The sequence below is a fragment of the bacterium genome, from assembly GCA_026416715.1.
Classification (GTDB): domain Bacteria; phylum UBP4; class UBA4092; order JAOAEQ01; family JAOAEQ01; genus JAOAEQ01.
On sequence record JAOAEQ010000019.1, the window covers coordinates 1 to 23592 of the forward strand.

The following is a 23592-nucleotide window of genomic DNA, read 5'->3' on the forward strand; positions in this document are numbered from 1 at the left end:
TGGAAATTATTGTTGAGTTCGTTTCTGATGATATTTATTGCCGAGTTGGGAGATAAAACGCAATTAGCGACATTTACCTTAGCTGCGGAATCGAAATCGCCATGGTTAGTTTTCCTCGGTTGTGGAAGTGCGTTACTCTTAACCACGTTTCTCGCTGTTTTTTTCGGGGATTTAATCACGCGATTTATTCCAATGCATATCATGAAATATCTCGCTGGAATCGTGTTTATCGGGTTCGGGATAATGATGTTTTTCGGGAAGTAATATTGTATAACTACCCGGATTGAACGGCAACAAAGTTTACAGCGATTAAGCTCTATGTAATCTTTTGTATGGACAAACATCCGGTACAACAATTTATCGTTCGAACGTTAATCAAACATGCGCTATTTTTTGAAGAACAATCGGCTACGTTTTACCAGCAGGCAGCGAACCGGCTAAAAACGGAACCGAAAAAGAAACTATTACTTTCCCTAGCAGAAGAAGAGCTTCAGCATCAGGTTAAACTCAACCAAATCCTCGCTGGTAATTTCCATGAAATATTCGAAGTTACCCTACCGCAAGAGAAACTCGATTTAGCGATTGACTCCAAAAAACTGCATCAGCCGATTGATGATACCTGGTCGGAACCGCAGATACTTGAACTTGCGGTAATGCGCGAAAAAGCATCGTATGATTTCTATTATCTTCTAGCGCAGAAAACGAAAATCAAAACCGCTAAACAGGTTTTCCGCTATCTCGCGCAACAGGAACAATCGCATATCGCTAAACTGGAAACTGAACTGAAGAACACCGTCGGGTAATTCGTCGCGATATCTGCCGAAAAGACTTCACCTTGTTCCGGAAATGATTTTTATTCCCTTCACTTTTTTATGGTATAATTTCATAAAAATAATACAATTGCTACGAATATTTCGAATGGAAACGAATGTCTTCCGTTGAATTAAGGATCTGAGCAATCCTTTGAAAACGACTTGTTGTCATTCGATATATTCGTAATGGGAACTATGATTGACCGATATACTTTACCCGCAATGCGGGAGTTATGGAGTGAACAGAATAAGTTCCAGAGTTATTTAGAAATCGAGTTGCTCGTTTGTAAAGCGTGGGCGGAACTCGGCGAAATCCCAAAACCAGATTTAGAGAATATCATCGCGAAATCGAAGTTTGATATCAATCGAATTAATGAAATTGAACAGAAGGTTAAACATGATGTGATAGCATTCGTCAGTGCAGTAGCAGAAAACGTCGGTCCGTCCGGACGGTATATCCATCTCGGGATGACGTCTTCGGATTTGCTTGATACCTCACTAGCGGTTCGGATGCGACAAGCGGCGGATTTAATTCTTGCGGAACTGCATCGGCTAGAAAAGGTTCTGTTGGATAAGGCAAAAGAATATAAAGATACGGTTATGATTGGTCGAACCCATGGTGTCCATGCGGAACCGATAACGCTCGGATTAAAATTTGCACTCTGGCTGATGGAAACGAAACGGAATATCGCGCGAATGACTCGGGCAAAAGAAGTTATCAGTTACGGGAAAATTTCAGGAGCGGTCGGCACCTATGCGCATCTCCCAACGTTTATTGAAGAATATGTGTGTCGAGAACTCGGATTACAACCTGCAGAAGTAGCGAACCAAATCATCCAGCGTGACCGGCATGCGGAATATTTAACCATGCTAGCATTAACAGCTGCGCTGCTCGAAAAGATTGCACTTGAAATCCGCCATTTGCAGCGAACGGAAGTGCTTGAATGTGAGGAGCCGTTTGCGAAAGGACAGAAAGGCTCATCGGCGATGCCGCATAAACGGAATCCGGTCACCTGTGAACAGATTTGCGGGTTAGCGCGGTTAGTGAGAAGTAATGCACTTGCGGCAATAGAAAATATTGCGCTCTGGCACGAACGAGATATTTCGCATTCGTCAGTAGAACGCGTGATTATTCCTGATAGTACAACGTTAGTTCATTATATGCTGGTAAAAATGATTGACGTACTGACGAATTTAGTTGTGCATAAAGAGAATATCGCTGCGAATCTCAATTTAACCTATGGTGTTATTTTCAGTCAGCAGGTATTATTAGCGTTAACGAAAAAGGGCATCTCGCGTGAACAGGCATACCAACTGGTGCAAGAACATGCGATGAAAGCCTGGGGCGAAAAAATCGAGTTCAAATCGTTGCTACTCGCCGATGAACGAGTGAAACAATATTTGACTGCGGAAGAAATTTCCGCATGTTTCGATCTGTCGAAGTATACCCAAAATATCGATTATATCTATAAAAAAGCTGGAATAAACTAAACGATTAACCGCTGAGAAGACTGAGTCCGCAGAGGCAGAGATAGATAAGCAATAACCCTCTGCGTTCTCTGCGAGCTTTGCGGTGAAAGAATTATGGAAAGTCTTACTCCAAAAGAGATTGTTACCGAATTAGATAAATATATCATCGGACAGGATGAAGCGAAAAAAGCGGTTGCGATTGCGCTGCGGAACCGTGCTCGGCGGAAACTTTTACCACCGGAATTGATGGATGAAGTTGCGCCGAAAAACATTATTATGATTGGACCGACGGGGGTTGGGAAAACTGAAATCGCTCGCCGGCTCGCCAAACTCGCGCAAGCGCCGTTCGTTAAAGTTGAAGCGACGAAGTATACCGAGGTAGGGTATGTCGGTCGGGATGTTGAATCGATCATTCGGGAATTAACCGAACTTGCGGTGAATATGGTTCGTGCAGAATATATGGAACAAGTGAAAGAACCGGCAGAACGCGCCGCTAAAGAGCGGTTGCTCGATTTATTATTACCTCGTTCCCGGAAAAAACCGTTACGTATGAATGCGCATCTTACCGCCACCCAACTTGAACAGCAGCGGGAAGAAGAGGAAAAACGAAAACGGACTCGGGAAAAATTGCGTGCCCAACTTGATGCCGGTCATCTAGATGACCGAATGGTAGAACTTGAAGTGAATGAAGCGCCTTCTCCGGTAGTAGAGGTATTCGGGGCGGTTGGTGGTATAGATGAAATGATTAGCATGGATATCAAAGATATGATGAGTCGCATTATCCCGCCGAAACGGAAAGAACGGAAAGTGACGGTTGCTGAAGCGAAACGGATTCTGTTCAACGAGGAAGTAGCTAAACTCATTGATAGTGACGCAGTAACCCGAGAAGCGATTAAACGGGTTGAAAGTTCTGGGATAGTTTTCCTCGATGAACTCGATAAAATTGCGGGGCGGGAAACCTACGGAGCGGGACCGGATGTATCCCGAGAAGGAGTCCAGCGGGATTTATTGCCGATTGTTGAAGGAACTACGGTCATGACCAAATATGGTATGGTTAAAAGCGACCATATTTTATTCATTGCAGCCGGTGCGTTTAATGTAAGTAAACCGTCAGATTTAATTCCGGAATTGCAGGGTCGGTTTCCGATACGCGTGGAGTTGAAATCGTTAACGAAAGATGATTTTGTCCGCATTTTAACTCAACCACAAAATGCGTTAATCAAACAGTATACCGCATTACTCGCAACGGAAAATGTCGAACTTTCTTTTACCGAGGATGCAATTTCGGCTATTGCAGAACTTGCGCAACAGGTGAATGACCAGACAGAAAACATCGGAGCTCGACGTCTGCATACCGTCATGGAAAAATTACTGGAAGATATCTCATTCAACGCTCCGGAACTAGCTGGCCAGAAGATAACGATCGATGCACAATATGTTCGCGAACGGTTATCGAAGTTGGTGAAAAATTTGGATTTAAGTCGGTATATTCTATAAACTCAGTATAAAAATGGATAATGAGCATTGTAACGTTTACGGTTACAATGATTCATTCAATCGTCCCATTATTGTTCTCGTTCCTATCCTCTTGTGACAATTCCTATCTCTAAACATAAATCCGTAATCAAGTCAGCGTCGGTAGTCAGTTCCCTAACGATGGTCAGTCGTATCCTTGGGTATCTGCGGGATGCGGTTATCGGGTATGCGTTTGGTGGAAATAAATGGTATACCGACATCTTCTTTTTAAGTTTTGAAATTCCGAATTTCTGTCGTCGTCTTTTGGGAGAAGGCGCGTTATCCGCTGCGTTCATTTCCGTTTTCACCGATTATCTGACCAATAAAGAGAAAAAAGATGCTTGGGAATTCGCGAGTAATGTCGTAAACCTACTATTTCTGCTCACCGCAACGCTGGTTATCCTCGGGATTATTCTAACCCCGGTATTAGTGTATATTCTTATCCCTGGATATCGGCATAACCAACTGGCAATTGCCACCGCAATTAAATTGACTAGAATAATGTTCCCGTATTTAGGATTTATCGCATTTGCGGCGTTGTTTATGGGAATCCTCAATTCACTGCGGCATTTTGCGATGCCAGCAGCTACGCCGATATTTCTGAATCTATCCATGATAATCGCCGCGATATGGATATCGCCGTTATTCGGTTCGAATCTCGAAAACCGGTTAACCGGGCTGGCGTTAGGCGTTATCATTGGCGGATTCTTGCAAGCTGCAGTTCAGGTACCGGTTGCGCTGAAAAAAGGTATGCACTATACCGTTCGATTTAACTATCGGCATCCGGGCGTGATTCGCGTAGCGAAAATGCTTATCCCAGCGGTGTTCGGACTGGCGATAACTCAGATAAATCTCGCCGTAGATAAAATCTGTGCGTCTCTCGTCGGCGAAGGAACAATCTCTGCGTTATACTACGGGAACCGATTGGTTGAACTTCCGGAATCGGTGTTCGGGATAGCGATTGCGGTTGCGGTTATGCCGGTGCTCGCTACCCATGCGGCAAAAAAAGAGTTTCTGGAATTGAAGGAAACCTTAGCGTATGGATTACGATTAGCTATGTTTTTAACGATACCTGCTGCGGTCGGCTTGATCATTCTTCGGATACCAATCCTCAGTTTCCTATTCGAACGTGGAATGTTTACCGCTCAAGCTACGGAAGGCGCAGCGGTAGCGTTACTATTTTATTCGCTTGGATTATTCTCGTTTGCAGCGGTGAAAATTGTCGTTCCGGTATTCTATGCGCTAGAAGATGTTTGGGTACCGGTTAAAGTTGGGTTCATTGCCGTCGCTGTCAATACGGTATTAAACTTATCCCTGATGTGGTCAATGAAACAAGGCGGATTAGCGTTAGCGACCACGATTTCATCTACCGTAAACTGGGTATTACTCCTATACCTTCTGCGGAAACGAGTCGGATTACTCGGGCTGAAGAAAGTAACGAATTCGTTTCTACGCATACTTGCTGCGAGTGCGGTTATGGGTCTCGGCTGTTATGTTATCAATGGGTGGTATGTAGCACATATACCTATCAGTGGATTCATTGCGAAACTGGTTTATATAAGCGTAGTTATCGGAGTTAGCGCAATTATTTTTCTCGGTGCGTCGTGGGGATTTAGCGTCCACGAACTGCAGGATATCTGGCAGATTATCCGCAATAAAATTTTATTAGGGAGGAGGAAGTCTATATGAAACAACTGATTATCTCGTTCTTATTGGGAAGTATGTTAATCGTAGGAACAATATCTATTAGCGGGTGTACTGCGGTGGTAGTTGGTGGTGCGGCGGGTGCTGGTGGATATTGGTATGCGAAGAATTATCGGGCGTGTCCGTATTGTAAGAAACAGATTCGGAAAGATGCCTCGGTATGTCCATATTGCCAGCGAGCGGTTACCCCGATTCCGAAAGACCAACGGTAACACGCTCATTGGCCGCTGATTTAACTGATTTATTTGATGTATCGAAAATCAGAATCCCTATTAGAGAATCCGCTTTTTTAGGTGGAGTGCGAGAGAAGGTCGGGGCTATGCAATATAGAATACGATTCCCTCGGTGGTCTCTGTGGTTTGGTTTTATTGGATAGGGAATCCCCCGATAGTTTATCGTAAAATGCGGAAAACAACGATTAATTTTCGGAGTAAGGATGAACGAGCTCGAGCTCGTTCATCCTTACTCCGATTTCAATCTGTTCTTTCCACTCACTTAAGTTATCGGCGAGGTATTGTTCGGAAAACGACCTGCTATTAACGGTTTGCTAAATCAAACAAACCATTCCGTGCAGATAACCTAACCTGCAATTTGACACACTATACCGCTGTATAATATGATAACTAACTCGGTCGTGCTACATGGGGAACTAGCGGTGCCCTGTACCGGAAATCCGCTTATGCCGGGTGGAATTCCTCGATTGAGGGCTTTTACTCTCCCGTGTCTGACCAACGCAAGTGACGATGAGCATCAGGTCCTTCGCGACGAACCGCTATGAACCCCGCCAGGTCCGGAAGGAAGCAACGGTAAATAGCATCGTTCGGGTGCCGAAGGGGCACCTGATAGGAGTTAACTACGTTGGTTCCGGCGGTGGACGCGGCTCGAGATTGAGGTGCACGACCGGTAAACTCCTGCTAGAACCGAGCAGGGGCGAAATCCAAATGTCAAATCAACCCCGAATGCTAAACGTATAATGAACCTATAGTTAGGATTGTTAGAAATTTGGAATTAGTTGTGTGCGCCGTGGCGGAGGAAAGTTTGGCGGTTTGAGTTTGAAATTTGGAATTACATTTTGAATTTTGAATTTTGAGAGATATGGGATATCTGGTTTTTGCGCGGCGGTATCGACCGCAGACGTTTGATGAGGTTATCGGGCAAGAGCATATCACCCGCATGCTAGCTGGGTCGATTGCCGCGAACCGAATTGGTCATGCGTATTTGTTCTCAGGACCACGTGGGGTCGGGAAAACCAGTACTGCCCGTATTCTGGCGAAAGCGTTGAATTGTGTTACCGGTCCAACGGCGACTCCATGTAATCAATGTGATAATTGTACAAGCATTACCGAAGGAAGTAATCTAGATATCATTGAAATCGATGCGGCGTCGAACCGTGGAATCGATGATATTCGTCAATTGCGTGAATATGTTCGACTCGTTCCCACTGGCGGTAGTAGGTATAAGGTATATATTATCGACGAAGTGCATATGCTGACTCCGGAAGCGTTCAATGCACTGCTGAAAACGCTGGAAGAACCGCCAGCGCATGCGATATTCGTTCTCGCTACGACGGAAAAACAAAAAGTGCCGGCAACGATTATTTCCCGATGCCAGCAATGCGATTTCAAACGGATTTCAGTTGCGAATATCGTTAAACAACTCGACCGGATTGTTAGTTCTGAACCGAGTATCGAAATCTCAAATGATGAAAAACAGGCGATACTATATACCGTTGCGCGATCAGCTTCCGGCAGTATGCGCGATGCAGAAAGTCTGTTCGATCAGTTAATTTCGTTCACGGGCGGGAAACCGACGCTCGAACAAACCATCGCTCTGCTTGGCACCATTCCGTCTCAGATACTGTACGAACTGCTTGAACACGTTGCAGCGCAAGAAATCCCGGCAGCAATCATGAAACTCGATGCATTGATTGACCAAGGGATCGAATACGAAACCTTCCTTGATGATATGCTGCAGTATGTGAGAAGTTTAATGCTCCTGCAGGTGGTGGATGCGAACAGTCCGCAGCTAGATTTAACGGATGAAGAGAAACACCTGCGGATTGAACAGAGTAAAAAGTTTAAACTGTCGCAGCTGTTGCAAATGATGAAGTTAACCACCGCCGCAAAAGAACAGTTGCGGAAAACTATTCCCGGTCGTGTCGTTATCGAAATGCTCATTCTTGATTTCATCGAACTGAAACAGACTATCCCGTTACCGGAACTGGTTGACCGAGTTAAATCGTTGCAGAAACAAGGTGAACGCGGTAACCCGATACCGAGCTCTGGTAGCGGTGCAAATTCAGCGGATTTATTCAAGGGTCAACCCGAATCCGCAGAACCGAATCTGGAAAAAAAAACGGTTCCGACCTTCGAAGTAAGCGGTGAATCTACCCTATCGGCATTTATTTCACATTGGGACGATATCCGAAAAGTGATCAGTCAGACGAAACCAACATTGTCGGCGCATTTATCGGATGCGCAACCGCTCCGGATAGACGGTGATACTTTAGTTCTCGGATTCCAGAATGCGAATGGATTCCATAAACGTGCGGTTGAACAACCGGAAAGTCGGCAGTTGGTAGAATCGGTGATAACCCGAATGTGCGGGAAATCGTTTCGGATTAAAGGAGAGCTTATTGCGGCGGCACCGAAACCGGAGAAAACCGTGCCGATTCCAATCGTTCAGCCGAAAGCGCGACCGGAAGAAGCGGTGTTGCAGGAACCAACGATAAAGAAAATCATCAACCTGTTTGGGATTTCTGATGTGAAAGTAAAAAAGAAACTCGGAATTGAGGAGAAACCAGAAAATTATTAACCTCAGATTATGGAGATGAGCAAGCGATGGTTCGGTGTACCTTATTTAACGTTTAACGGAGGGGAATAACTAGATGAATATTGCCAAATTAATGAAACAAGCGGAAAAAATGCAGGCGAAAATGCTCGAAGTCCAAGAAGAGCTAGCGAAAAAAACAGTTGAAGCGACTTCCGGCGGCGGAATGGTGAAAGCGGTAGCGTCTGGCGATGGCATGATTGTAAGTATAAAAATTGACCCGCAGGTGGTATCCGCAAATGATATTGAGATGCTTGAAGATTTGGTGGTTGCTGCGGTGAATACTGCACTTGAGAATGTAAAATCTCTGGTAACTGAAGAAATGAAAAAAGTTACCGGCGGGATAGGTATCCCTGGTTTCATGTAATCAAAAACGGTGCAAATGTAGCATGGTAAATTGCTATGCAGTTTTACGCTCCTGCAATAGAAAAATTGGTTAATGAACTGCAGAAATTGCCGGGAATCGGGCAGAAGACCGCACAACGGCTAACGTACCATCTGCTAAAATCGTCTCCGGAACAGGTGCAATCGTTATCCGAGGCGATAGCTGGGATAATCGGGAAAATCAAACATTGCACGGTATGCAATAATCTGACGGAATCCGAGCGATGCAGTATTTGTGCTGACCCGAATCGAGATACCTCAGTGATTTGCGTCGTAGAACAGCCATTTGATATTCTTGCTTTTGAACGAACTCGAGCGTTTAATGGCGTATACCATGTTCTGCTCGGTGCGCTTTCACCGATAGATGGGATAACCCCGGATGATTTAACCATAGCCTCGTTACTTGCTCGGGTGCAGCGAGGTGGGGTTAAAGAGGTTATTCTCGGAACCAATCCGGATACTGAAGGAGAAGCGACAGCAGCGTATCTAGTTAATGTCTTACGCCCGTTTAATATCACTATATCTCGCCTCGGGGTTGGCGTACCGATTGGTGGCGATTTAGAATATGCAGATGAAGTAACGTTATCTCGCGCGCTGGAAGGAAGACGTCGCATATAAAACCATTCATTGGCAAAATGCAAAATGAACTGTGCAAATTTTAATGGTGTTATATGAAAAAACCTTGCATTGGAATAACCAGTAGTTACGATGCCGGAAAACGAAAAGATAGTTTGCGAAAGAATCGGGAGTTATACTATCTCAATCGAAGTTATGTTCTTTCGATTGAGCGCGCTGGCGGGATTCCGTTCATTCTTCCGCCAGTAGAAACCGTTGCTGACGCTGATATCGATACAACCTTATCCCAACTCGATGGATTATTATTAACTGGCGGATATGATATTCATCCGCGAGTGTATGGCGTTAACCGTGTGCATCCGAAAACAGAACCGCTCGACTGGTTACGGTTGAACTATGAACTAGCGCTGGTTAAACGCGCGCTCCACCGAGAACTCCCGATTTTAGCAATCTGTTTAGGGATTCAGATGGTAAACGTTGCTGCGGGCGGAACGTTATATCAAGATATTCCGTCTGAACTCCAGAACCCGCTCATCCATTCGCAGAAAGAAAACCGTGACGTTTTAACCCATTGGGTAGAAATCGATAGAACGAGCCGGTTATATCACATTGTTAAAACGACGCGATTGCAAACGAACTCGTTCCATCATCAAGCGCTCGCGCAAGTTGCGGCCGGATTTCGGGCGGTAGCTTGGACGAAAGATGGAATTATTGAAGCGATTGAATCCACAGATAAAATATTTCGACTCGGAATCCAATGGCATCCGGAAGAGTTGATTAAATATCCTAAACATCTTGCGTTGTTTAAAGAACTTGTGAAACAAGCTAGTTATTAAAAACTATTTCTACCACCAAGACGCTAAGCCACAAAGAAATACTAATTAAGATACTGTAAATAACTTTGTGAACCTTAGTGGTCTTTGTGCTTTTGAGGCAAAAATATTACGATGAAAGATTTATTAATAACTTTACAAGGAGGGAATATGAAACAAGGCAAAGGGTTTACTTTGATTGAACTGTTAATAGTCGTAGCGATTATAGCTATCCTAGCAGCGATAGCGATTCCGAATTTTCTCGCAGCGCAGACCCGGTCGAAAGTATCAAAATCAAAATCGGAAATGCGGAATTTAGCTACTGCATTAGAAGCATACTATACGGATAACAATCAATATCCCTGTCCGCAACCGCCAGGATACTATAATGTTCCGAATAGTTTATCTACGCCGGTATCGTATGTCGCGAATATCGCTTCATTCTACGATCCATTTTCCGCACGGTTCCCCGGAACGTCTATGTTACATCGGTATGGATATTTATCTGCGGATTGGCCACAGTATTATTGGAACTCTTCCCTTAGCGCAGAGAATCGCGAACGCGCCGGTAAATGGCGGTTAGATGGGTTCGGTCCGACTGAGAATCGTGCTGGTGGTTGGCCAAACTGTCCGACGTATGACCCGACGAACGGAACGATTAGCAACGGACAGATATACCGTAGCCAGAAAGACCCGCTCGGTATCCAATTCTAAAAAAATAACCACAGAGGATAACATAGATATAAACAAAGTTTTCTACGTTAATCTATGTTCATCTGTGGTTAAAATAGGTTTTACGGGAGTTTATAGGTACCTAATCCACTCGGGTTAATTTGCGTAACGATAATATTCCCGAAACTAATCACGCCATTCGTCGGGTCGTAAAGGATATCGAACGAATATAATCCGTCGTAAGCGCCGTATCCGCCGATATATTCCGGCGGTTTATAATAGACTAAATCCGGCCCGAGTGACATCTGGTTCCATTTTCCATATTTTTTAAATGCACCTTGGTTTGCGGTCGGGTCATCAACCGAATCTCTCGTATCCCAATAGGAATACGCTTCCGCTGCAGAAACAATTTTATGGTAGGTATATAGTTTCGCTTCTTCCTCATATCCCGGAAGAACCGAAACGGCCATGATTGCAAACGGATCTGGTGGTCGTGAACGGATATATGCAACCGGTGTGGTAACTTCTATCGGGGTAACTCCGTATCCGTTATTCGGCGGATACGACGTTTCGTCAACATAATATGCTTCTAACGCAGTCGCTATTGACCGCATATCCGCTTTCGTTCGGGAAACTTTCGCCCGGGTTTGCGCTGCAAGAAAATTCGGGATCGCTATCGCTGCAAGTATCGCAATAATCGCGACGACTATCAATAATTCAATTAACGTAAACCCATTGTTGGTTTTCCGTGGTATCATACACGCTTTCGCCTCCCTTATCAATTCGTTCATGGTTTAACTAACATCGCCGGAACAAATCTTGAACGATCCATTCACTATCCAGTTACTTCTCGCCTAAACCTCTATGGTTAGTTTATCGCAGAGACGCTTCTTCTGTCAATATAAATCAGGTACGGTTTCTCAAGGTATTGATTTCTTTCACGCAATGGATATCCTGGATTTGTTGCGCGTATTGTTCTGCGGTATTCAGCCAGGTATTGGTTAAGGACATATTGTTTCTTTGCGAAGCGACTTTCGCCAGCGTTAACGCACACCACGCTAAATCGCGCGGGTTCCCCGCTCGTTTCGCTAGGTCATACGCTTTCCTTGCCTGTAGGTCAGCTTGGTCAAGGTTATGGTTCAGGAGCGCAAGTTCCGCAAGCAGACGATAGGTTATCGTTGCGTTTTGTTCCTGAATTTCGCGTATGAACGGAACAACTTTATCCGCAGTTTGTTCAGCTCGGTCAACTTGTTCATGGCGAATGTATAACTCTAATAGTCCATTGAGAACTACTACGGAAGTATAATGTTCTTTTGTCGTCTCCGCAACGGTCAATCCCTGCAAGAAATAATCTAACGCCCGCTGGTAATCGTTCAAGAACAAATATACATAGCCAAAATTACACAGCACAATCGCTTGTGCGTTTGGGTCGCCCATTTTTTCCGCTTCCGATAACACATACCGATAGATAGTTATCGCTTCTTTCTCTTTCCCTTGCAGCCAATAGATCCACCCGATATTATTCTGGGCGGCGACTTCACCTTTTTTGAATCCGATTTCGCGCGCTAACCGAACACAATCGTTATACGCTGCAACCGCTGCGTCGAGTTTCCCCAGTTTTTCATAGAGTATCCCGAGATTGTTATATCCGGCTACCTGCCCCCTTTTATCGCCGAGTTCTTCCCGCAACGCTAGCCCCTGTTGGATATGCTGGATTGCCGCAGTATAATCTCCCATTGACCAGTAGGTTAACCCTAGATTATTATGCGCATGCGCTAACAACCTTACATCCTGCAAGTCTTGACTTAATTTTAACACTTCTTCAAAATAGCGAATTGCGGAATCGAACTGCCCTAAATCCCGCGAAATTACCGCTAGCCGGTTGATACAATCGAGTTCCGCTTTCGTATCGCCCTGCTGCTGGCAGAGCGTAAACGCTCGTTGTTCGAAATCAATCGCTAGCTGGAACTCGCCGAGTTGTCGATGGAGTTCGCCGAGATTCTGATATGCCCGAATGAGTAAAACGGTGTTTCCGATACTCTGGGCGAGTTCCGCAGCGGTCATGTTATCGTGCATGGCGGATTTAATATCGCCAATCAGTTCGGATACCGTTCCCCGGTTCAGACGTAACGTGATTTCTAATTCTATCCGTTGTGATGCGGTGCCAGGAAAATATTCCGTTCGTTTTAACGCTTGCGTATAGAAATCGAGCGCCGCTTCATTTGCATACAGCAGTCGGCATTTATCTCCGGCTTTCACCAAATATTCGAGCGCTTTCTGGTTATTATTACTATTCGAATAATGATGGGCAATCAGTTCATAATGTTCATCTAACCGGTCTGGATACATTATTTCGATACATTGCGCAATTTTCTCGTGATATATTTTCCGCCGTTTGACTAGCAAGGTATTATAGGTTACCTCTTGGGTTATCGAATGACGAAAGATATATTCGAGTTCTGGAATTACACTCTGCTGAAGAATCAATCCGGTTCTCATGAGGTCGGTGAGGTGCTGTTCTAAATCTTGTTCAACTTCTAGAACATAGTCTAACACTTTATAGCGGAACCGGTGCCCGATAACCGAGGCACACTGCAGCACCCGACGTGGATGCGATGCTAATCGGTCGATTCGGGATAACACCACACCTTGGATCGTATCCGGAATATCGATCTCGTAGAGTGATTTCGTGAGACGCCAGCCGTCCGCAGATGGTTGTAAGGTTCCACTCTGGCATAAATAGAGAATGACTTCTTCAGCGAAAAACGGGTTCCCTTCCGTTTTCTTGAGGATGGTTTCCATTAACTCCTGCGGGAATTTCTGGAATCCTAATAAGTGGGAGATGAGTTTTTCGCTATCGTGCTCAGACAATTCTTTCAGTTCGAGCGTAATCTGTTTTCCGCGAGTAACCCACGGATGCGTGAAATAGGGACGATAGACCAGCACCATTGCCACCGGAACATTGCTGAGTTCAGGGATTAAATAGTTGATTAAATTGAGTGAAAGCGAATCCGCCCATTGTAAATCTTCAAATTCCAGCACGAGCGGTTTTTTTACTGCGGTATGTTTAATCACCGCAAATACCGCATTGAAAATTCGTTTCATTCGCGATTTCGGCTCTTCTTCAAGCACGGATTGCGGCGCTCCTTCCGGTGTAACTAAGTATTGAATATACGGAATCTCATCGCGCAGGTCAGCAGAGAGATGCAGCAGAAATTCTTCCACTTTTCTTGCCGCATCGAATTTCGATATACTATCCGGAATACCACATAACCCGCGAATGAATAAATCAATAAACGGTAGATACGGACTCCCTTTCCCATAGGATAGGCACCGACCGTAGTAGAATTGGAATCCGCGACTACGCGCTTCTTTGCCAAACTCATACATCAGCCGACTTTTTCCAACGCCGGATTCTCCTTTCAGATGCACGACGACACCGTGGGATTGTTTCGTCTCCTCGAGAACATTGAGTAGCAGACAAAGTTCCGTTTCGCGACCGATAAGTTCTACCGAACTCATTTTCCGCATCGGCATTTTATCATAATCTCGAATTGGCTTTTCAACCGCATAGGCGGTAATCGGAGCGGATTTCCCTTTCAACTCAATCGTACCGAGCGATTTGAATTCAAATGCATATTGCGTTCGTTCATAAATCCGCTGACTCACTACCGTCTGACCAGGTTCAGCGATCGACTGCAGCCGACTCGCAAGGTTGACTACATCGCCAATCGCAGTATAATCTAATCGCTGACCGCCACCCAGCCCGCCAACGATAACTTCACCGCAACTGATTCCAATATGCAGTTTAATTTCCCGATTAAACTTGTTCCCCAATCTGGTCATCGCTGCTTGAATCTCTAACGCTGACCGGAGCGCTCGTTCCGGGTCATCTTCATGCGCGACCGGCGCACCGAATAACGCCATCACCGCATCGCCAATGAATTTATCAACGGTTCCGTCATACTTATGGATGATTTCCGTCATAGTTCCGAGGTAGGTATCTATCAGGTCTTTCAACTCTTCCGGATCGAGCGTTTCTGCTAACGGGGTAAATCCGGCGATATCCGCAAAGAGAATGGTTAGGTTGCGCCGTTCACCTTCTTCCATCATCTCTGAACCGGATAATATCCCTTCAATAACTTTCGACGGAACAAAACGGGATAACCGCTGGAGTTCGGTTTGGTCTTCTACGGTTAAACGCGCGCTACCTGGGAACGATACCGATGATGGTGCAGCAGGCGTTGTGTCTATGAGCATTGTCTGGCAATATCGGCATTTAATCGCCTGCTCTTTAATTTCTTCCGCACAATATGGACAGATTTTATATCCCGGTTGTGGCATAACGTAGCTGTGCAAATTCGAAATTCGCAGTTCGAAAATCTCGAACCGCAAAATATCGCACTGAAAAAAATTTCTGAAGGTTAGAATCAGGAATACCGATTCAGCGCTAGGTTCTTTTCGTTCATTCGTTCTGCGGTTTTTTCGGCTGCAGGTGGTTAACCTGCGTTCGGTTTGCTGGTTCGATTATTTATCCTAGGGTAAAGTTACTATTTTGTCAATAGCAATTTGCTCGGGTGGTAACCGGATTACTCCGATGCCCATAACCAATCGGAGCAAAGAACCCTATTCATAGCTAATTTTATCTTCCGGTCGATAGAGATGTTTAATAAAAATGATTTTAACTGAGCTTTCGGTATCGTTAACAATATTATGGCTTTCTGTAGGCGGGATCCGAAACGCATCACCCGGTTTCACCCGATATGCGATATCATTGACGTATATCATCGGCGCACTATCCGGAAAATAAAAGGTTTCTTCAACTTCTCGATGTCCATGTTTTCCGAGTGATTCGCCGGATGGTAAAACGATAACGCCCCAATCAATATTCGGTCCGCGAAAAAGGTATTTAACGCCGGAATTGCCTTTCGGAAAAGGTTTATCGAATTCGTTGACTCGTTCCATATTCTTCCCTCCGATACCAAACCACTGGGCAACGCTGTTTCGACAATAAACCGTGTCAATCAGAGTTAATCAGTGGAATTGATAGTTAAATAAGTTTTTGGAATAAGTTGGTTACATCGTCATTGGTTAACGGTCGTGGATTATCGCGCAGACTCGCTCCTTGTGCGCCTTGAATGATGAACGGAATATCTGCCGGATTGATTGCATACGATTTGAAATTTCTCGGGATATTGAGTTCATCGCATAAGGTTCGAACGAACTGTAACCCGTGAACTGCAGCAACTGCATCGTGCACATAATGCATTTTTCCGGTTAGCGCTCTGCCAATTTCAGCGTATTTCGTTACATTCGCATCTAGATTCAGTTCCATAATATAGGGAAGCAGAATCGCACAGGCTAATCCATGCGGGATATGGTAGTATGCACCGAGCGGTCGCGCCAGCGCATGGACGGCACCGAGTCCAGCGTTAGCTAACGCTAATCCGCTCAATACCGCCGCAATCGCCATTTTCTCGCGCGCAATGAGGTCAGCTCCGTTATGATACGCCGCCAATAACGATTCACCGATCAATTTAATCCCATAAATCGCTAACGCATCCGTGATCGGATTCGCTGATTTCGATACATACGGTTCAATCAATTGCGTTAATGCATCTAAACCGGAATATGCGGTCGGTTCCGGCGGTAACGATACCGTTAATTCCGGATCTATGAGCGCAACGGTCGGAATTAACTTCGGACTCCGGATACTCACCTTAAACTTGTTCACGGAACTTTCATCAGAACTAATCACCGCATTCTTGGTTACTTCCGACCCGGTTCCGGCAGTAGTCGGAATAGCAATATAGGGTAACGCTGGTCGAACAAACTTTTTCCCATTCCCAACACCTTCTAAATAATCGAATACTGACCCGCCATTAGTTACTACTCCGGCAATCGCTTTTCCAGTATCCAGAACACTACCGCCACCAACTGCAATAACCATATTGCACCGATTCGCTATCGCGAGATTAACGCCGGCATCTACGAGCCCAACGGTCGGTTCCTGATGGATGCCTTCATAGAAAGTATATCTCACCGAATTCTGGTCTAATAGTTGCTGCAATCGGTCAACGACACCGAGGTTCCGCATAGCGGTTCCGCCGAGTACAATCAGTGCAGTATCGCCGAGTTCTTGCGCGATATGACCCGTTAACGAAAAGCTCCCTGACCCGAAAATTAATCGTCCCGCTGAATAGAATTCAAACATAGGTTTTAGAAAATCCTTTACTCCCTATAGCAAATTCCATTTTCGCAACGTTGCTACTATAGTATTATATTATGCGGCAATTTGGGAGTTATAACAACTCCACCTCGATACTGGTTACGTTCTGCTATATATTCTTCGCAACGAGAAACGGTATGTTTGCATTACCGCATCGTGCTGGTGCGGTATCGGATGCTGAATATAGGGGAATAGCGGTACAGAATGAGCATTGAACGGTTCAATTCTCATTCTATACCGTAGTTTCATCTTGGCAAAGGGACGAATTGTAGGATAGGATAAAACATATGGAGAACCACACGACAATCGCTACATTCCACCGGATAATCGGAATAATCGGTCGAGAGAAAACGATATTACTCGGGATATTTTTGCTAGCGTTTCTGCTACGACTTGGGTATCTCTGGCAGATATCGAGTGCGCCATATTTCGATGACCCGATTGGTGATTCCCAGATATATTATCAACGGGCATTAGAGATTTTAGCCGGTGATCTGCTCGGGAAAGACGTTTTCTTTCACAGTTCACCGCCATATCCATATTTCATCGCTGCAGCGTTAGCGGTTTCAGGTCACTCGCTCTTTTTTGTCTATCTTCTTCAGATTCTCATCGGCTCTGGAAACTGTATTCTCATATATCTACTCACCAAACGGTTAGCGAACGGCAGAATCTATCCAGCGATACTCGCCGGATTGTTTGCAGGATTCTACGGTTTATTTGCTTTTTTCGATGGCGATATGCTCATGATTTTTTTGACGGTATTCTGTGTTGATTTAAGCATACTCCTTCTCCTGAAATATCTGGAAACGAAACAAATCAGATATAGTTTTTTCGCCGGATTATCGTTCGGATTAGCGGTTCTCGATAAACCGAATCTGCTCCTGTTCGTTCCGGTAGCGATGGTCTTTCTCGTGCGGGATTGGTCGGATCGCGCGATCCGATGCCGACGCTGGCATTGGAAACCAGCGTTTCTATATCTCGGTGCGATTTTCCTGCTGATGATGCCAGTAACCATACGGAATTATATCGTAGGACATGATTTTGTGCTCATTTCGTCAAACGGTGGTGTAAATTTTTATATTGGGAATAACCCGAATAGTCTCGGCACGTTCAAGCTCCCTAAAGGTTCCGGATTGCGTGACCCTGGTCTATATGAGAGTTCGGTTGCGGTTGCGGAACAAGCGCTCGGTCGGCAACTAAAACCGTCGGAAGTATCTAACTATTGGGCAAGAAAAGCCGGTGAATTTATGCTCAATCATCCATGCCAGGCACTGAAATTATTTGCGCGAAAATTATTGCTTTTGCTCAATGCCTACGAAGTGCCAAACCATCAGAATTATTACTATATCCGAACAGAATTTGCGCCACTGCTGAATTTCATGCCGGTCGGGTTCTGGTTCATTGCGCCGTTAGCGTTTGCAGGAATCGTTTGGCAGATGAAATCAGGATGTAATCTCGTTGGGAAATTGTATGGAAGTTTTCTGGTCTGTTATACAGTTTCGCTACTCTTATTTTTTGTTACAGAACGATACCGGCTGCCGATGGTTCCGTTTCTCATCGCGTTTGCTGCAATGGCAATCGATGCGATCCGGCGAACCGTCCCGAGCTGGCGTGCGTATATTTTCTGGGGAATAACGCTCTTGATATCGGGGATTGTAGTCTTCTTACCGGTTCAACGGTTCAGGTATAGTTTCGACCGGATTGCGGTTGGCACGAAATATTTCAACCACGCACGGCGCATCCAAGGAACCCAAGGTTATATGTATCTGCAGATGGCGATAGTCAATTATAAATGGGCGCTGGAAACCGACCCGACACTCGCGTATGGCCATTATGATTTAGGGTTAGCGTATGAAGTTATCGGATACAATTCCGGTGCAATTCGCGAATATGAAACTACCTTGCAACTCGATCCGGGGTTTACCGCAGCTACGCTAGCGATACTGAGTGTTAAAGAAAAATACGCAAAAATAGGCGATACCATAGAATCAACCGCGATACCTCGCACCCCGTATGAAGATATTCTTGCTCTAGAATCAACCGCTCCTCCGGCAATGAATATTCAACGATATCGCGAACTGACCGCTCGTGATCCATTTCATTACGAAGCGTTCAATCGACTCGGTCAACTCTATTTCCAGCAGAAACAGTATACTCAGGCAATTCGCGCGTATAAAAAAGGGTTAGCGGTTCAACCGAACCATGGTATGCTGTTAAACAACCTTGCGGAAACGTATGCTAAACTTGGGAAATTTGCACTCGCGAACCGGCTCTGGCAGCGATGTTTATCTCTCGATCCGAATAACCAAACAATTCGCCAACGAATCCATCAATGAGTTACGAAATAGCATCTGGTTAATCCCGTTAGGGATGATTGGATACTAGCCCAGCCATTCATGGCTGGGTTCCCATGCACCACCGTATCCGCCCTAGTCCCGTCAGGGACGATTGAATGCATGGTCAGATTAACCACTCTCATCAGATCAGCCGTCCCTAAAGGGACTCTATCTTTTTTCTCCCTACCGGTTCCCAGCATTCTATACGGTTACATAGCGCGAATAAATTTACCTTGAATTTACCCTAACTTAATTTATATTTAATATTTTTTATTTAGAATAATTGCGCATTTCACATTCGCTCCTTATTAAGAAAAACGAGGGCTATGTTTAAATTGCGTGACTATTGTTAACTATTGTCAAGGAAGGGGGTGAAATAATGGTATTTACGGCGATAGAAAAAAGAACCGGATTTACGTTAATTGAGTTATTGATTGTCGTAGCCATAATTGCTATCCTAGCAGCAATCGCTATCCCGAACTTTTTAGCGGCGCAAACCAGAAGTAAAGTTGCCCGAACCCAGAACGACCTGCGCGTACAAGCTTCTGCGTTAGAAGCGTATTTTATTGATTACAACGAATATACCCGCGATAGCGACTCAAGTCTTGACCAAAAAGATTGTGGTATTGGAGCGGTTACTCCGGGCAGTGCATTATGGGGAATCTGCGCGAATGGCGCTTTGCTCTTAACCAGTCCGATTCCGTATATGAGTTCGCTTCTATCCGACCCGTTCTTGAAAAGTGTTGAAGTTGAAGGTGCGGGAGCGATTGGATATCGTATTGGTTCAGGAACCTGGTCGTATCCTAATCCACCGCCAAATTCGAAAGACCATCAGGATTCGCATCTGGTTTTTCAACAAATGGGACGACGAAGTTGCTATGTGGTTATCGGAGTCGGGCCGGATGGGCAACGATGCCGGATGGGTTATAAAAATTTCCCATTTATGAGTATGTACGAAGGTGGCGCTAGCGAAGCTATCATGCCATCAAAAGGACAACCGCTCTGTTATGTTGATTATGACCCGACGAATGGCACGATTAGTTTAGGAGATATCTATCGGTTTGGAGGAAACTTTACCGACGGACGATTTATGCATAACGGTGCAATTGTCGGTTCACAAACTTCCCCTGGCGGTGCGTGCTGGTAATACGGAATTGCGTTTACGTCCTTAACTGCTAGACGGCGGCGGGCAAAAAGATGCGCTTCTTCTCAGATATCATCATGATCGTTGAGAACGGAGCGCATTTTTTTGCTTAAATATCTCGGGGGGCAAGAAACGCAATTGCGTGATGTCGAGCTCAAGTTGATTGCTGCATTTGCATTCTAGATTATTGATGCATATTTACGCGGCGAACGCTGGACTATTCTCGGCGTTCAACTCTACGGGGTTAGCATACCCTGGAGGGGTTATCCATTGAACGATTACTCCGCCAGAACCGGTACTCCAAAACATTATTTTTCCACGATATCTTCTCTTAAACTGTTTTGCTATTTCAATCGCTAGTTTTGGCTGGTTAGTTTTGATTACCATACCATTTTGCGCTGGATTCAGATTAACCTCTATGATTCGAGAACTAGTTTCGGTTTTCCGAACCTGTTTCTCAATACGATAAATTAACGCTAACGAATATTTCTGGTGGTGTTTAACAAATTCACCATCTAAAAAAACGGTGCTTATTAAGCTTTTCTGAACTTTAATCTTCTCTTCTTTTTTGCAGGTAGGACAAAGGATGTATACGACATTACGGAGATGTTTCGATGGAATCCATCGCTGATTGATTAACACCGCTTTACACTGCTTACAAACTTTCATCGTGCCATTCCTCCAAAAACCAATTTATCCGGAGAAGCTCTCATTGTTCATTCGGCAAGATTCGCAAGGTAGCAATGGTTAGACCGATATCGGTTCATAAACGAACTCGAACCGATTGATAACGTTTTCTACTTGCGCATTCGGATTGAATGAATAGAATTCATAATATTTATTTACATAAATCGGTTTACCCCAAATCGGACCATGGTTATGCAATATTCCCTCTCGTTCTAAATATAGGATTATCGGTTCAAGTTCTTCCGGAGTGCGATTGAGAACCGTTGCGAGTTCTTCGATAGTTTTATACGATTCCGGATGCTCTTGAAAGTAATATATAACTTCGTTGGCGAGCAGTAACCGGTTAAGACTATCTATGAATTTCGTGAGTAATGGTGAATCAGACATAGTCTATCCTCCTTTAGATGTTTTCGGTTCGATAATATATTAGCAAAGATACATTAAACCCAAATAAAGTTCATGTAAAATCTAAATAAAAAATAAATCAATGAGTATCCAGCACTATAAATGGTTGATATTTACCGCAAACGAATTGAACGACTAAATTCTGAACACTACTGCAAATCACCAGATTCTAGTTTTTCATTTTAGGTAAGGCAAATCGAAAGCAGGAACCTCGCCCGAGTTCGCTGGTAACGGTAATCGTCCCGTTATGTTGGTCGATGATATGTTTCACAATAGCAAGTCCGAGTCCAGTCCCGCCAAGGTCGCGCGAGCGAGTTTTATCGACGCGATAGAATCGTTCAAAAATTCGGGGTAGGTCTTGTTCCGGTATCCCGATTCCGGTATCGGAAATTGAAACCGATATTTCACGGTCGGATTCAATCGCGGTAATCTCGATGGTACCATGGACTTGATTAAACTTGATGGCATTATCGAGGAGATTCAGGAACACCTCTTTCAATTGTTCACGGTTCGCTCGGATCGCGGATAGCGACGCGGGTAGATTGAGTTTAACCTGAATATCCCGTTGCGCGAGCTGCCGAGTGAATATCGGGAGAATTTCATCGAGCAGCGGTTTGAGTTCGACTGCTTGAAATTCGTTCACAATTCCTTTTGACTCTAACTCGGAGAGCTGAAGGACATCATCCACGATTCGGATTAACCGATTTGTATGGGATTCAACTATGGTTAGGAACCGCCGACTATTCTCTCGGTCGTCTATTGCGCCGTCGAGTAACGTTTCGATATATCCTTTAATTGCGGTTAACGGCGTTTTGAGTTCGTGGGAAACGTTAGCAACAAATTCTTTTCGCATTCTTTCGAGTTTACGCAGGTCGGTTACGTCGTGGATCACCAGAACGCATCCGCTTATCTCGCGATTAGAAAATAAGGGCGAACCGATGACCTCAATCGTTTTCTCGATCGGAACTAAGAGGGTAATTTCTGCCGTGATATTCTCACCAGATTGAAGTACCTTCGCAGCAAGTTCGTTCAATTCATTATTCCGAATCGTCTCCATCAATAATTTCCCAGTGCTTTCGAGGTGATTGATATTAAACATCTGCGCGAATGCCGGATTGACCGAAATCACGCGCAAATTGTTATCTACCGCTATGACTCCTTCAACCATACTGTTCACAATCGCGACGATTTCGTTTTTCTCATTCTGGATGAGTGTGATTTTCGCCTGAATTTCTTCTGCCATTCGGTTCAAGGTTTCCGCTAATTGGTTGATTTCTGTTACCGAATCAACATAAATCTTTTTACTTAAATCGCCAGCGGTATACTGTGCGGAAATCCGGTTAATCTCTTTAATCGGGCTGGTAACGGAACGAGCCATCAGAACGCCAGTAAGGATACTGACAAACAACGCTATCAACGCTCCAACGAACACGACGTGCCGGATCGACCAGCGCAGCGCTTGCACTGTTTTCAACGGTATCGCTAGTCGAATGACACCGTTTACTGATGGAGCTAAGGTGGAGGAAATTGCTTCGTTTCTAGCGGTTGAGAATGTGGAAGTTCCCGTTAAGGGGATGGCAACATAGAGCATTTTCTGTCGTACCGTATCCGAATATCGAATCGAACTAGCAAATTGTCCGGATAACGCTTGTTTCACTTCCGGACGATAGCGATGGTTTTCCATCAGCGGGATTTTCTCTCGCGGTTCGTCAGAATCGCCGAGTACCTCGCCATCAACCGCAATAATTGTTGTTCGACATCCGGTTAACCGTTTGACTTTTTTCGCTATGGCATCGAGCGTGTCAATATCTCGCTGGTCAACTGGAGCAGTATCAACGAATTGCGCAGCAATATTCGCTTGGATACCTAACGATTCTCGGAGATGGTTAATCGCTTCTTTTTCCAGTGTCAAATCAACAATGAACCCTAGAAAGAAAATTACCAATACCGAAATGATAAGATACGTTACGATGAGCCGATTTTGGAACGTTCTCGGTAACTGCATAGAAAACTAACG

General features: G+C 44.8%; 19 protein-coding genes, 1 other RNA gene and 2 pseudogenes. 15 read left to right on the forward strand and 7 right to left on the reverse strand.

From position 1 onward, the window contains the following. From N3A72_08705 to N3A72_08765, 13 genes and pseudogenes are all read left to right on the forward strand, one after another. Nucleotides 1–264, forward strand: a 264-nt coding sequence (locus tag N3A72_08705) for a TMEM165/GDT1 family protein (GenBank protein ID MCX7919666.1), incomplete at its 5' end; no start/stop codon positions are given. 68 nt (nucleotides 265–332) lie between these two features. Beyond that, on the forward strand, nucleotides 333–803 hold the full coding sequence (locus tag N3A72_08710) for a ferritin family protein (GenBank protein MCX7919667.1): 471 nt from the start codon (nucleotides 333–335) through the stop codon (nucleotides 801–803). A 204-nt stretch (nucleotides 804–1007) separates the two neighbouring features. Next, a complete protein-coding gene (gene purB / locus N3A72_08715; GenBank protein ID MCX7919668.1) occupies nucleotides 1008–2303 on the forward strand; it encodes an adenylosuccinate lyase in 1296 nt (431 codons plus the stop codon). Nucleotides 2304–2396: 93 nt separating this feature from the next. Then, nucleotides 2397–3779, forward strand: coding sequence for an ATP-dependent protease ATPase subunit HslU (gene hslU / locus N3A72_08720; protein ID MCX7919669.1), 1383 nt, complete (start codon nucleotides 2397–2399; stop codon nucleotides 3777–3779). A 93-nt stretch (nucleotides 3780–3872) separates the two neighbouring features. Further along, on the forward strand, nucleotides 3873–5486 hold the full coding sequence (murJ, locus tag N3A72_08725; protein MCX7919670.1) for a murein biosynthesis integral membrane protein MurJ: 1614 nt from the start codon (nucleotides 3873–3875) through the stop codon (nucleotides 5484–5486). Next, nucleotides 5483–5713 carry a zinc ribbon domain-containing protein gene (locus N3A72_08730; protein MCX7919671.1) on the forward strand — a complete coding sequence of 77 codons (231 nt, stop codon included), beginning with the start codon at nucleotides 5483–5485 and terminating at the stop codon, nucleotides 5711–5713. The genes murJ and N3A72_08730 overlap by 4 nt, the downstream gene beginning before the upstream one ends. A gap of 420 nt (nucleotides 5714–6133) precedes the next feature. Further along, an RNA gene (ffs, locus tag N3A72_08735) (signal recognition particle sRNA large type) lies at nucleotides 6134–6401 on the forward strand. A gap of 195 nt (nucleotides 6402–6596) precedes the next feature. Next, the gene (dnaX, locus tag N3A72_08740; GenBank protein MCX7919672.1) at nucleotides 6597–8315 is read left to right on the forward strand and encodes a DNA polymerase III subunit gamma/tau; all 1719 of its coding nucleotides are present in this window, start codon (nucleotides 6597–6599) and stop codon (nucleotides 8313–8315) included. Between the two features lie 73 nt (nucleotides 8316–8388). Beyond that, entirely contained in the window at nucleotides 8389–8697 is a 309-nt protein-coding gene (locus N3A72_08745) for a YbaB/EbfC family nucleoid-associated protein (protein MCX7919673.1), read from the forward strand. Nucleotides 8698–8732: 35 nt separating this feature from the next. Then, nucleotides 8733–9332 carry a recombination mediator RecR gene (gene recR, locus N3A72_08750; GenBank protein ID MCX7919674.1) on the forward strand — a complete coding sequence of 200 codons (600 nt, stop codon included), beginning with the start codon at nucleotides 8733–8735 and terminating at the stop codon, nucleotides 9330–9332. A 53-nt stretch (nucleotides 9333–9385) separates the two neighbouring features. Then, entirely contained in the window at nucleotides 9386–10126 is a 741-nt protein-coding gene (locus N3A72_08755; protein ID MCX7919675.1) for a gamma-glutamyl-gamma-aminobutyrate hydrolase family protein, read from the forward strand. 147 nt (nucleotides 10127–10273) lie between these two features. After that, nucleotides 10274–10363 (forward strand): annotated as a pseudogene (locus N3A72_08760) (prepilin-type N-terminal cleavage/methylation domain-containing protein). Beyond that, nucleotides 10352–10816, forward strand: a complete 465-nt coding sequence (locus N3A72_08765; GenBank protein ID MCX7919676.1) for a type II secretion system protein GspG — start codon at nucleotides 10352–10354, stop codon at nucleotides 10814–10816. The pseudogene N3A72_08760 and the gene N3A72_08765 overlap by 12 nt, the downstream one beginning before the upstream one ends. 80 nt (nucleotides 10817–10896) lie before the next feature. Here N3A72_08765 and N3A72_08770 read toward each other — a convergent pair whose 3' ends face one another. From N3A72_08770 to N3A72_08785, 4 genes are all read right to left on the reverse strand, one after another. After that, nucleotides 10897–11532 carry a type II secretion system protein GspG gene (locus N3A72_08770; protein MCX7919677.1) on the reverse strand — a complete coding sequence of 212 codons (636 nt, stop codon included), beginning with the start codon at nucleotides 11530–11532 and terminating at the stop codon, nucleotides 10897–10899. Nucleotides 11533–11680: 148 nt separating this feature from the next. Further along, nucleotides 11681–15118 (reverse strand): tetratricopeptide repeat protein, encoded by a 3438-nt coding sequence (locus N3A72_08775; protein ID MCX7919678.1) that lies wholly within the window; start codon nucleotides 15116–15118, stop codon nucleotides 11681–11683. Between the two features lie 282 nt (nucleotides 15119–15400). After that, on the reverse strand, nucleotides 15401–15739 hold the full coding sequence (locus N3A72_08780; GenBank protein ID MCX7919679.1) for a cupin domain-containing protein: 339 nt from the start codon (nucleotides 15737–15739) through the stop codon (nucleotides 15401–15403). Between the two features lie 85 nt (nucleotides 15740–15824). Continuing rightward, the gene (locus tag N3A72_08785) at nucleotides 15825–16988 is read right to left on the reverse strand and encodes an iron-containing alcohol dehydrogenase (GenBank protein ID MCX7919680.1); all 1164 of its coding nucleotides are present in this window, start codon (nucleotides 16986–16988) and stop codon (nucleotides 15825–15827) included. Nucleotides 16989–17290: 302 nt separating this feature from the next. Between N3A72_08785 and N3A72_08790 the strand changes: the two genes are divergently transcribed. Together N3A72_08790 and N3A72_08795 are read left to right on the forward strand one after the other, a co-directional pair. Continuing rightward, nucleotides 17291–19339, forward strand: coding sequence for a tetratricopeptide repeat protein (locus N3A72_08790; GenBank protein MCX7919681.1), 2049 nt, complete (start codon nucleotides 17291–17293; stop codon nucleotides 19337–19339). Between the two features lie 394 nt (nucleotides 19340–19733). After that, nucleotides 19734–19856: pseudogene (locus N3A72_08795) on the forward strand (prepilin-type N-terminal cleavage/methylation domain-containing protein). 825 nt (nucleotides 19857–20681) lie between these two features. Here N3A72_08795 and N3A72_08800 read toward each other — a convergent pair. The 3 genes from N3A72_08800 to N3A72_08810 form a co-directional block, all read right to left on the reverse strand. Continuing rightward, entirely contained in the window at nucleotides 20682–21152 is a 471-nt protein-coding gene (locus N3A72_08800) for a hypothetical protein (protein MCX7919682.1), read from the reverse strand. A gap of 78 nt (nucleotides 21153–21230) precedes the next feature. Next, nucleotides 21231–21557: a hypothetical protein gene (locus tag N3A72_08805; GenBank protein ID MCX7919683.1), complete on the reverse strand. Its 327-nt coding sequence runs from the start codon at nucleotides 21555–21557 to the stop codon at nucleotides 21231–21233. A 187-nt stretch (nucleotides 21558–21744) separates the two neighbouring features. Further along, complete coding sequence (locus N3A72_08810) at nucleotides 21745–23580, reverse strand: cell wall metabolism sensor histidine kinase WalK (GenBank protein MCX7919684.1); 1836 nt, start codon at nucleotides 23578–23580, stop codon at nucleotides 21745–21747. Between the last annotated feature and the right edge of the window lie 12 nt (nucleotides 23581–23592).

Coding starts and splice junctions, on each gene's coding strand:
- N3A72_08710 (MCX7919667.1), top strand. CDS start 333: ATGGACAAACATCCGGTACAACAATTTATCGTTCGAACGTTAATCAAA.
- purB (MCX7919668.1), top strand. CDS start 1,008: ATGATTGACCGATATACTTTACCCGCAATGCGGGAGTTATGGAGTGAA.
- hslU (MCX7919669.1), top strand. CDS start 2,397: ATGGAAAGTCTTACTCCAAAAGAGATTGTTACCGAATTAGATAAATAT.
- N3A72_08730 (MCX7919671.1), top strand. CDS start 5,483: ATGAAACAACTGATTATCTCGTTCTTATTGGGAAGTATGTTAATCGTA.
- dnaX (MCX7919672.1), top strand. CDS start 6,597: ATGGGATATCTGGTTTTTGCGCGGCGGTATCGACCGCAGACGTTTGAT.
- N3A72_08745 (MCX7919673.1), top strand. CDS start 8,389: ATGAATATTGCCAAATTAATGAAACAAGCGGAAAAAATGCAGGCGAAA.
- recR (MCX7919674.1), top strand. CDS start 8,733: ATGCAGTTTTACGCTCCTGCAATAGAAAAATTGGTTAATGAACTGCAG.
- N3A72_08755 (MCX7919675.1), top strand. CDS start 9,386: ATGAAAAAACCTTGCATTGGAATAACCAGTAGTTACGATGCCGGAAAA.
- N3A72_08770 (MCX7919677.1), bottom strand. CDS start 11,532: ATGATACCACGGAAAACCAACAATGGGTTTACGTTAATTGAATTATTG.
- N3A72_08775 (MCX7919678.1), bottom strand. CDS start 15,118: ATGCCACAACCGGGATATAAAATCTGTCCATATTGTGCGGAAGAAATT.
- N3A72_08780 (MCX7919679.1), bottom strand. CDS start 15,739: ATGGAACGAGTCAACGAATTCGATAAACCTTTTCCGAAAGGCAATTCC.
- N3A72_08785 (MCX7919680.1), bottom strand. CDS start 16,988: ATGTTTGAATTCTATTCAGCGGGACGATTAATTTTCGGGTCAGGGAGC.
- N3A72_08790 (MCX7919681.1), top strand. CDS start 17,291: ATGGAGAACCACACGACAATCGCTACATTCCACCGGATAATCGGAATA.
- N3A72_08800 (MCX7919682.1), bottom strand. CDS start 21,152: ATGAAAGTTTGTAAGCAGTGTAAAGCGGTGTTAATCAATCAGCGATGG.
- N3A72_08805 (MCX7919683.1), bottom strand. CDS start 21,557: ATGTCTGATTCACCATTACTCACGAAATTCATAGATAGTCTTAACCGG.
- N3A72_08810 (MCX7919684.1), bottom strand. CDS start 23,580: ATGCAGTTACCGAGAACGTTCCAAAATCGGCTCATCGTAACGTATCTT.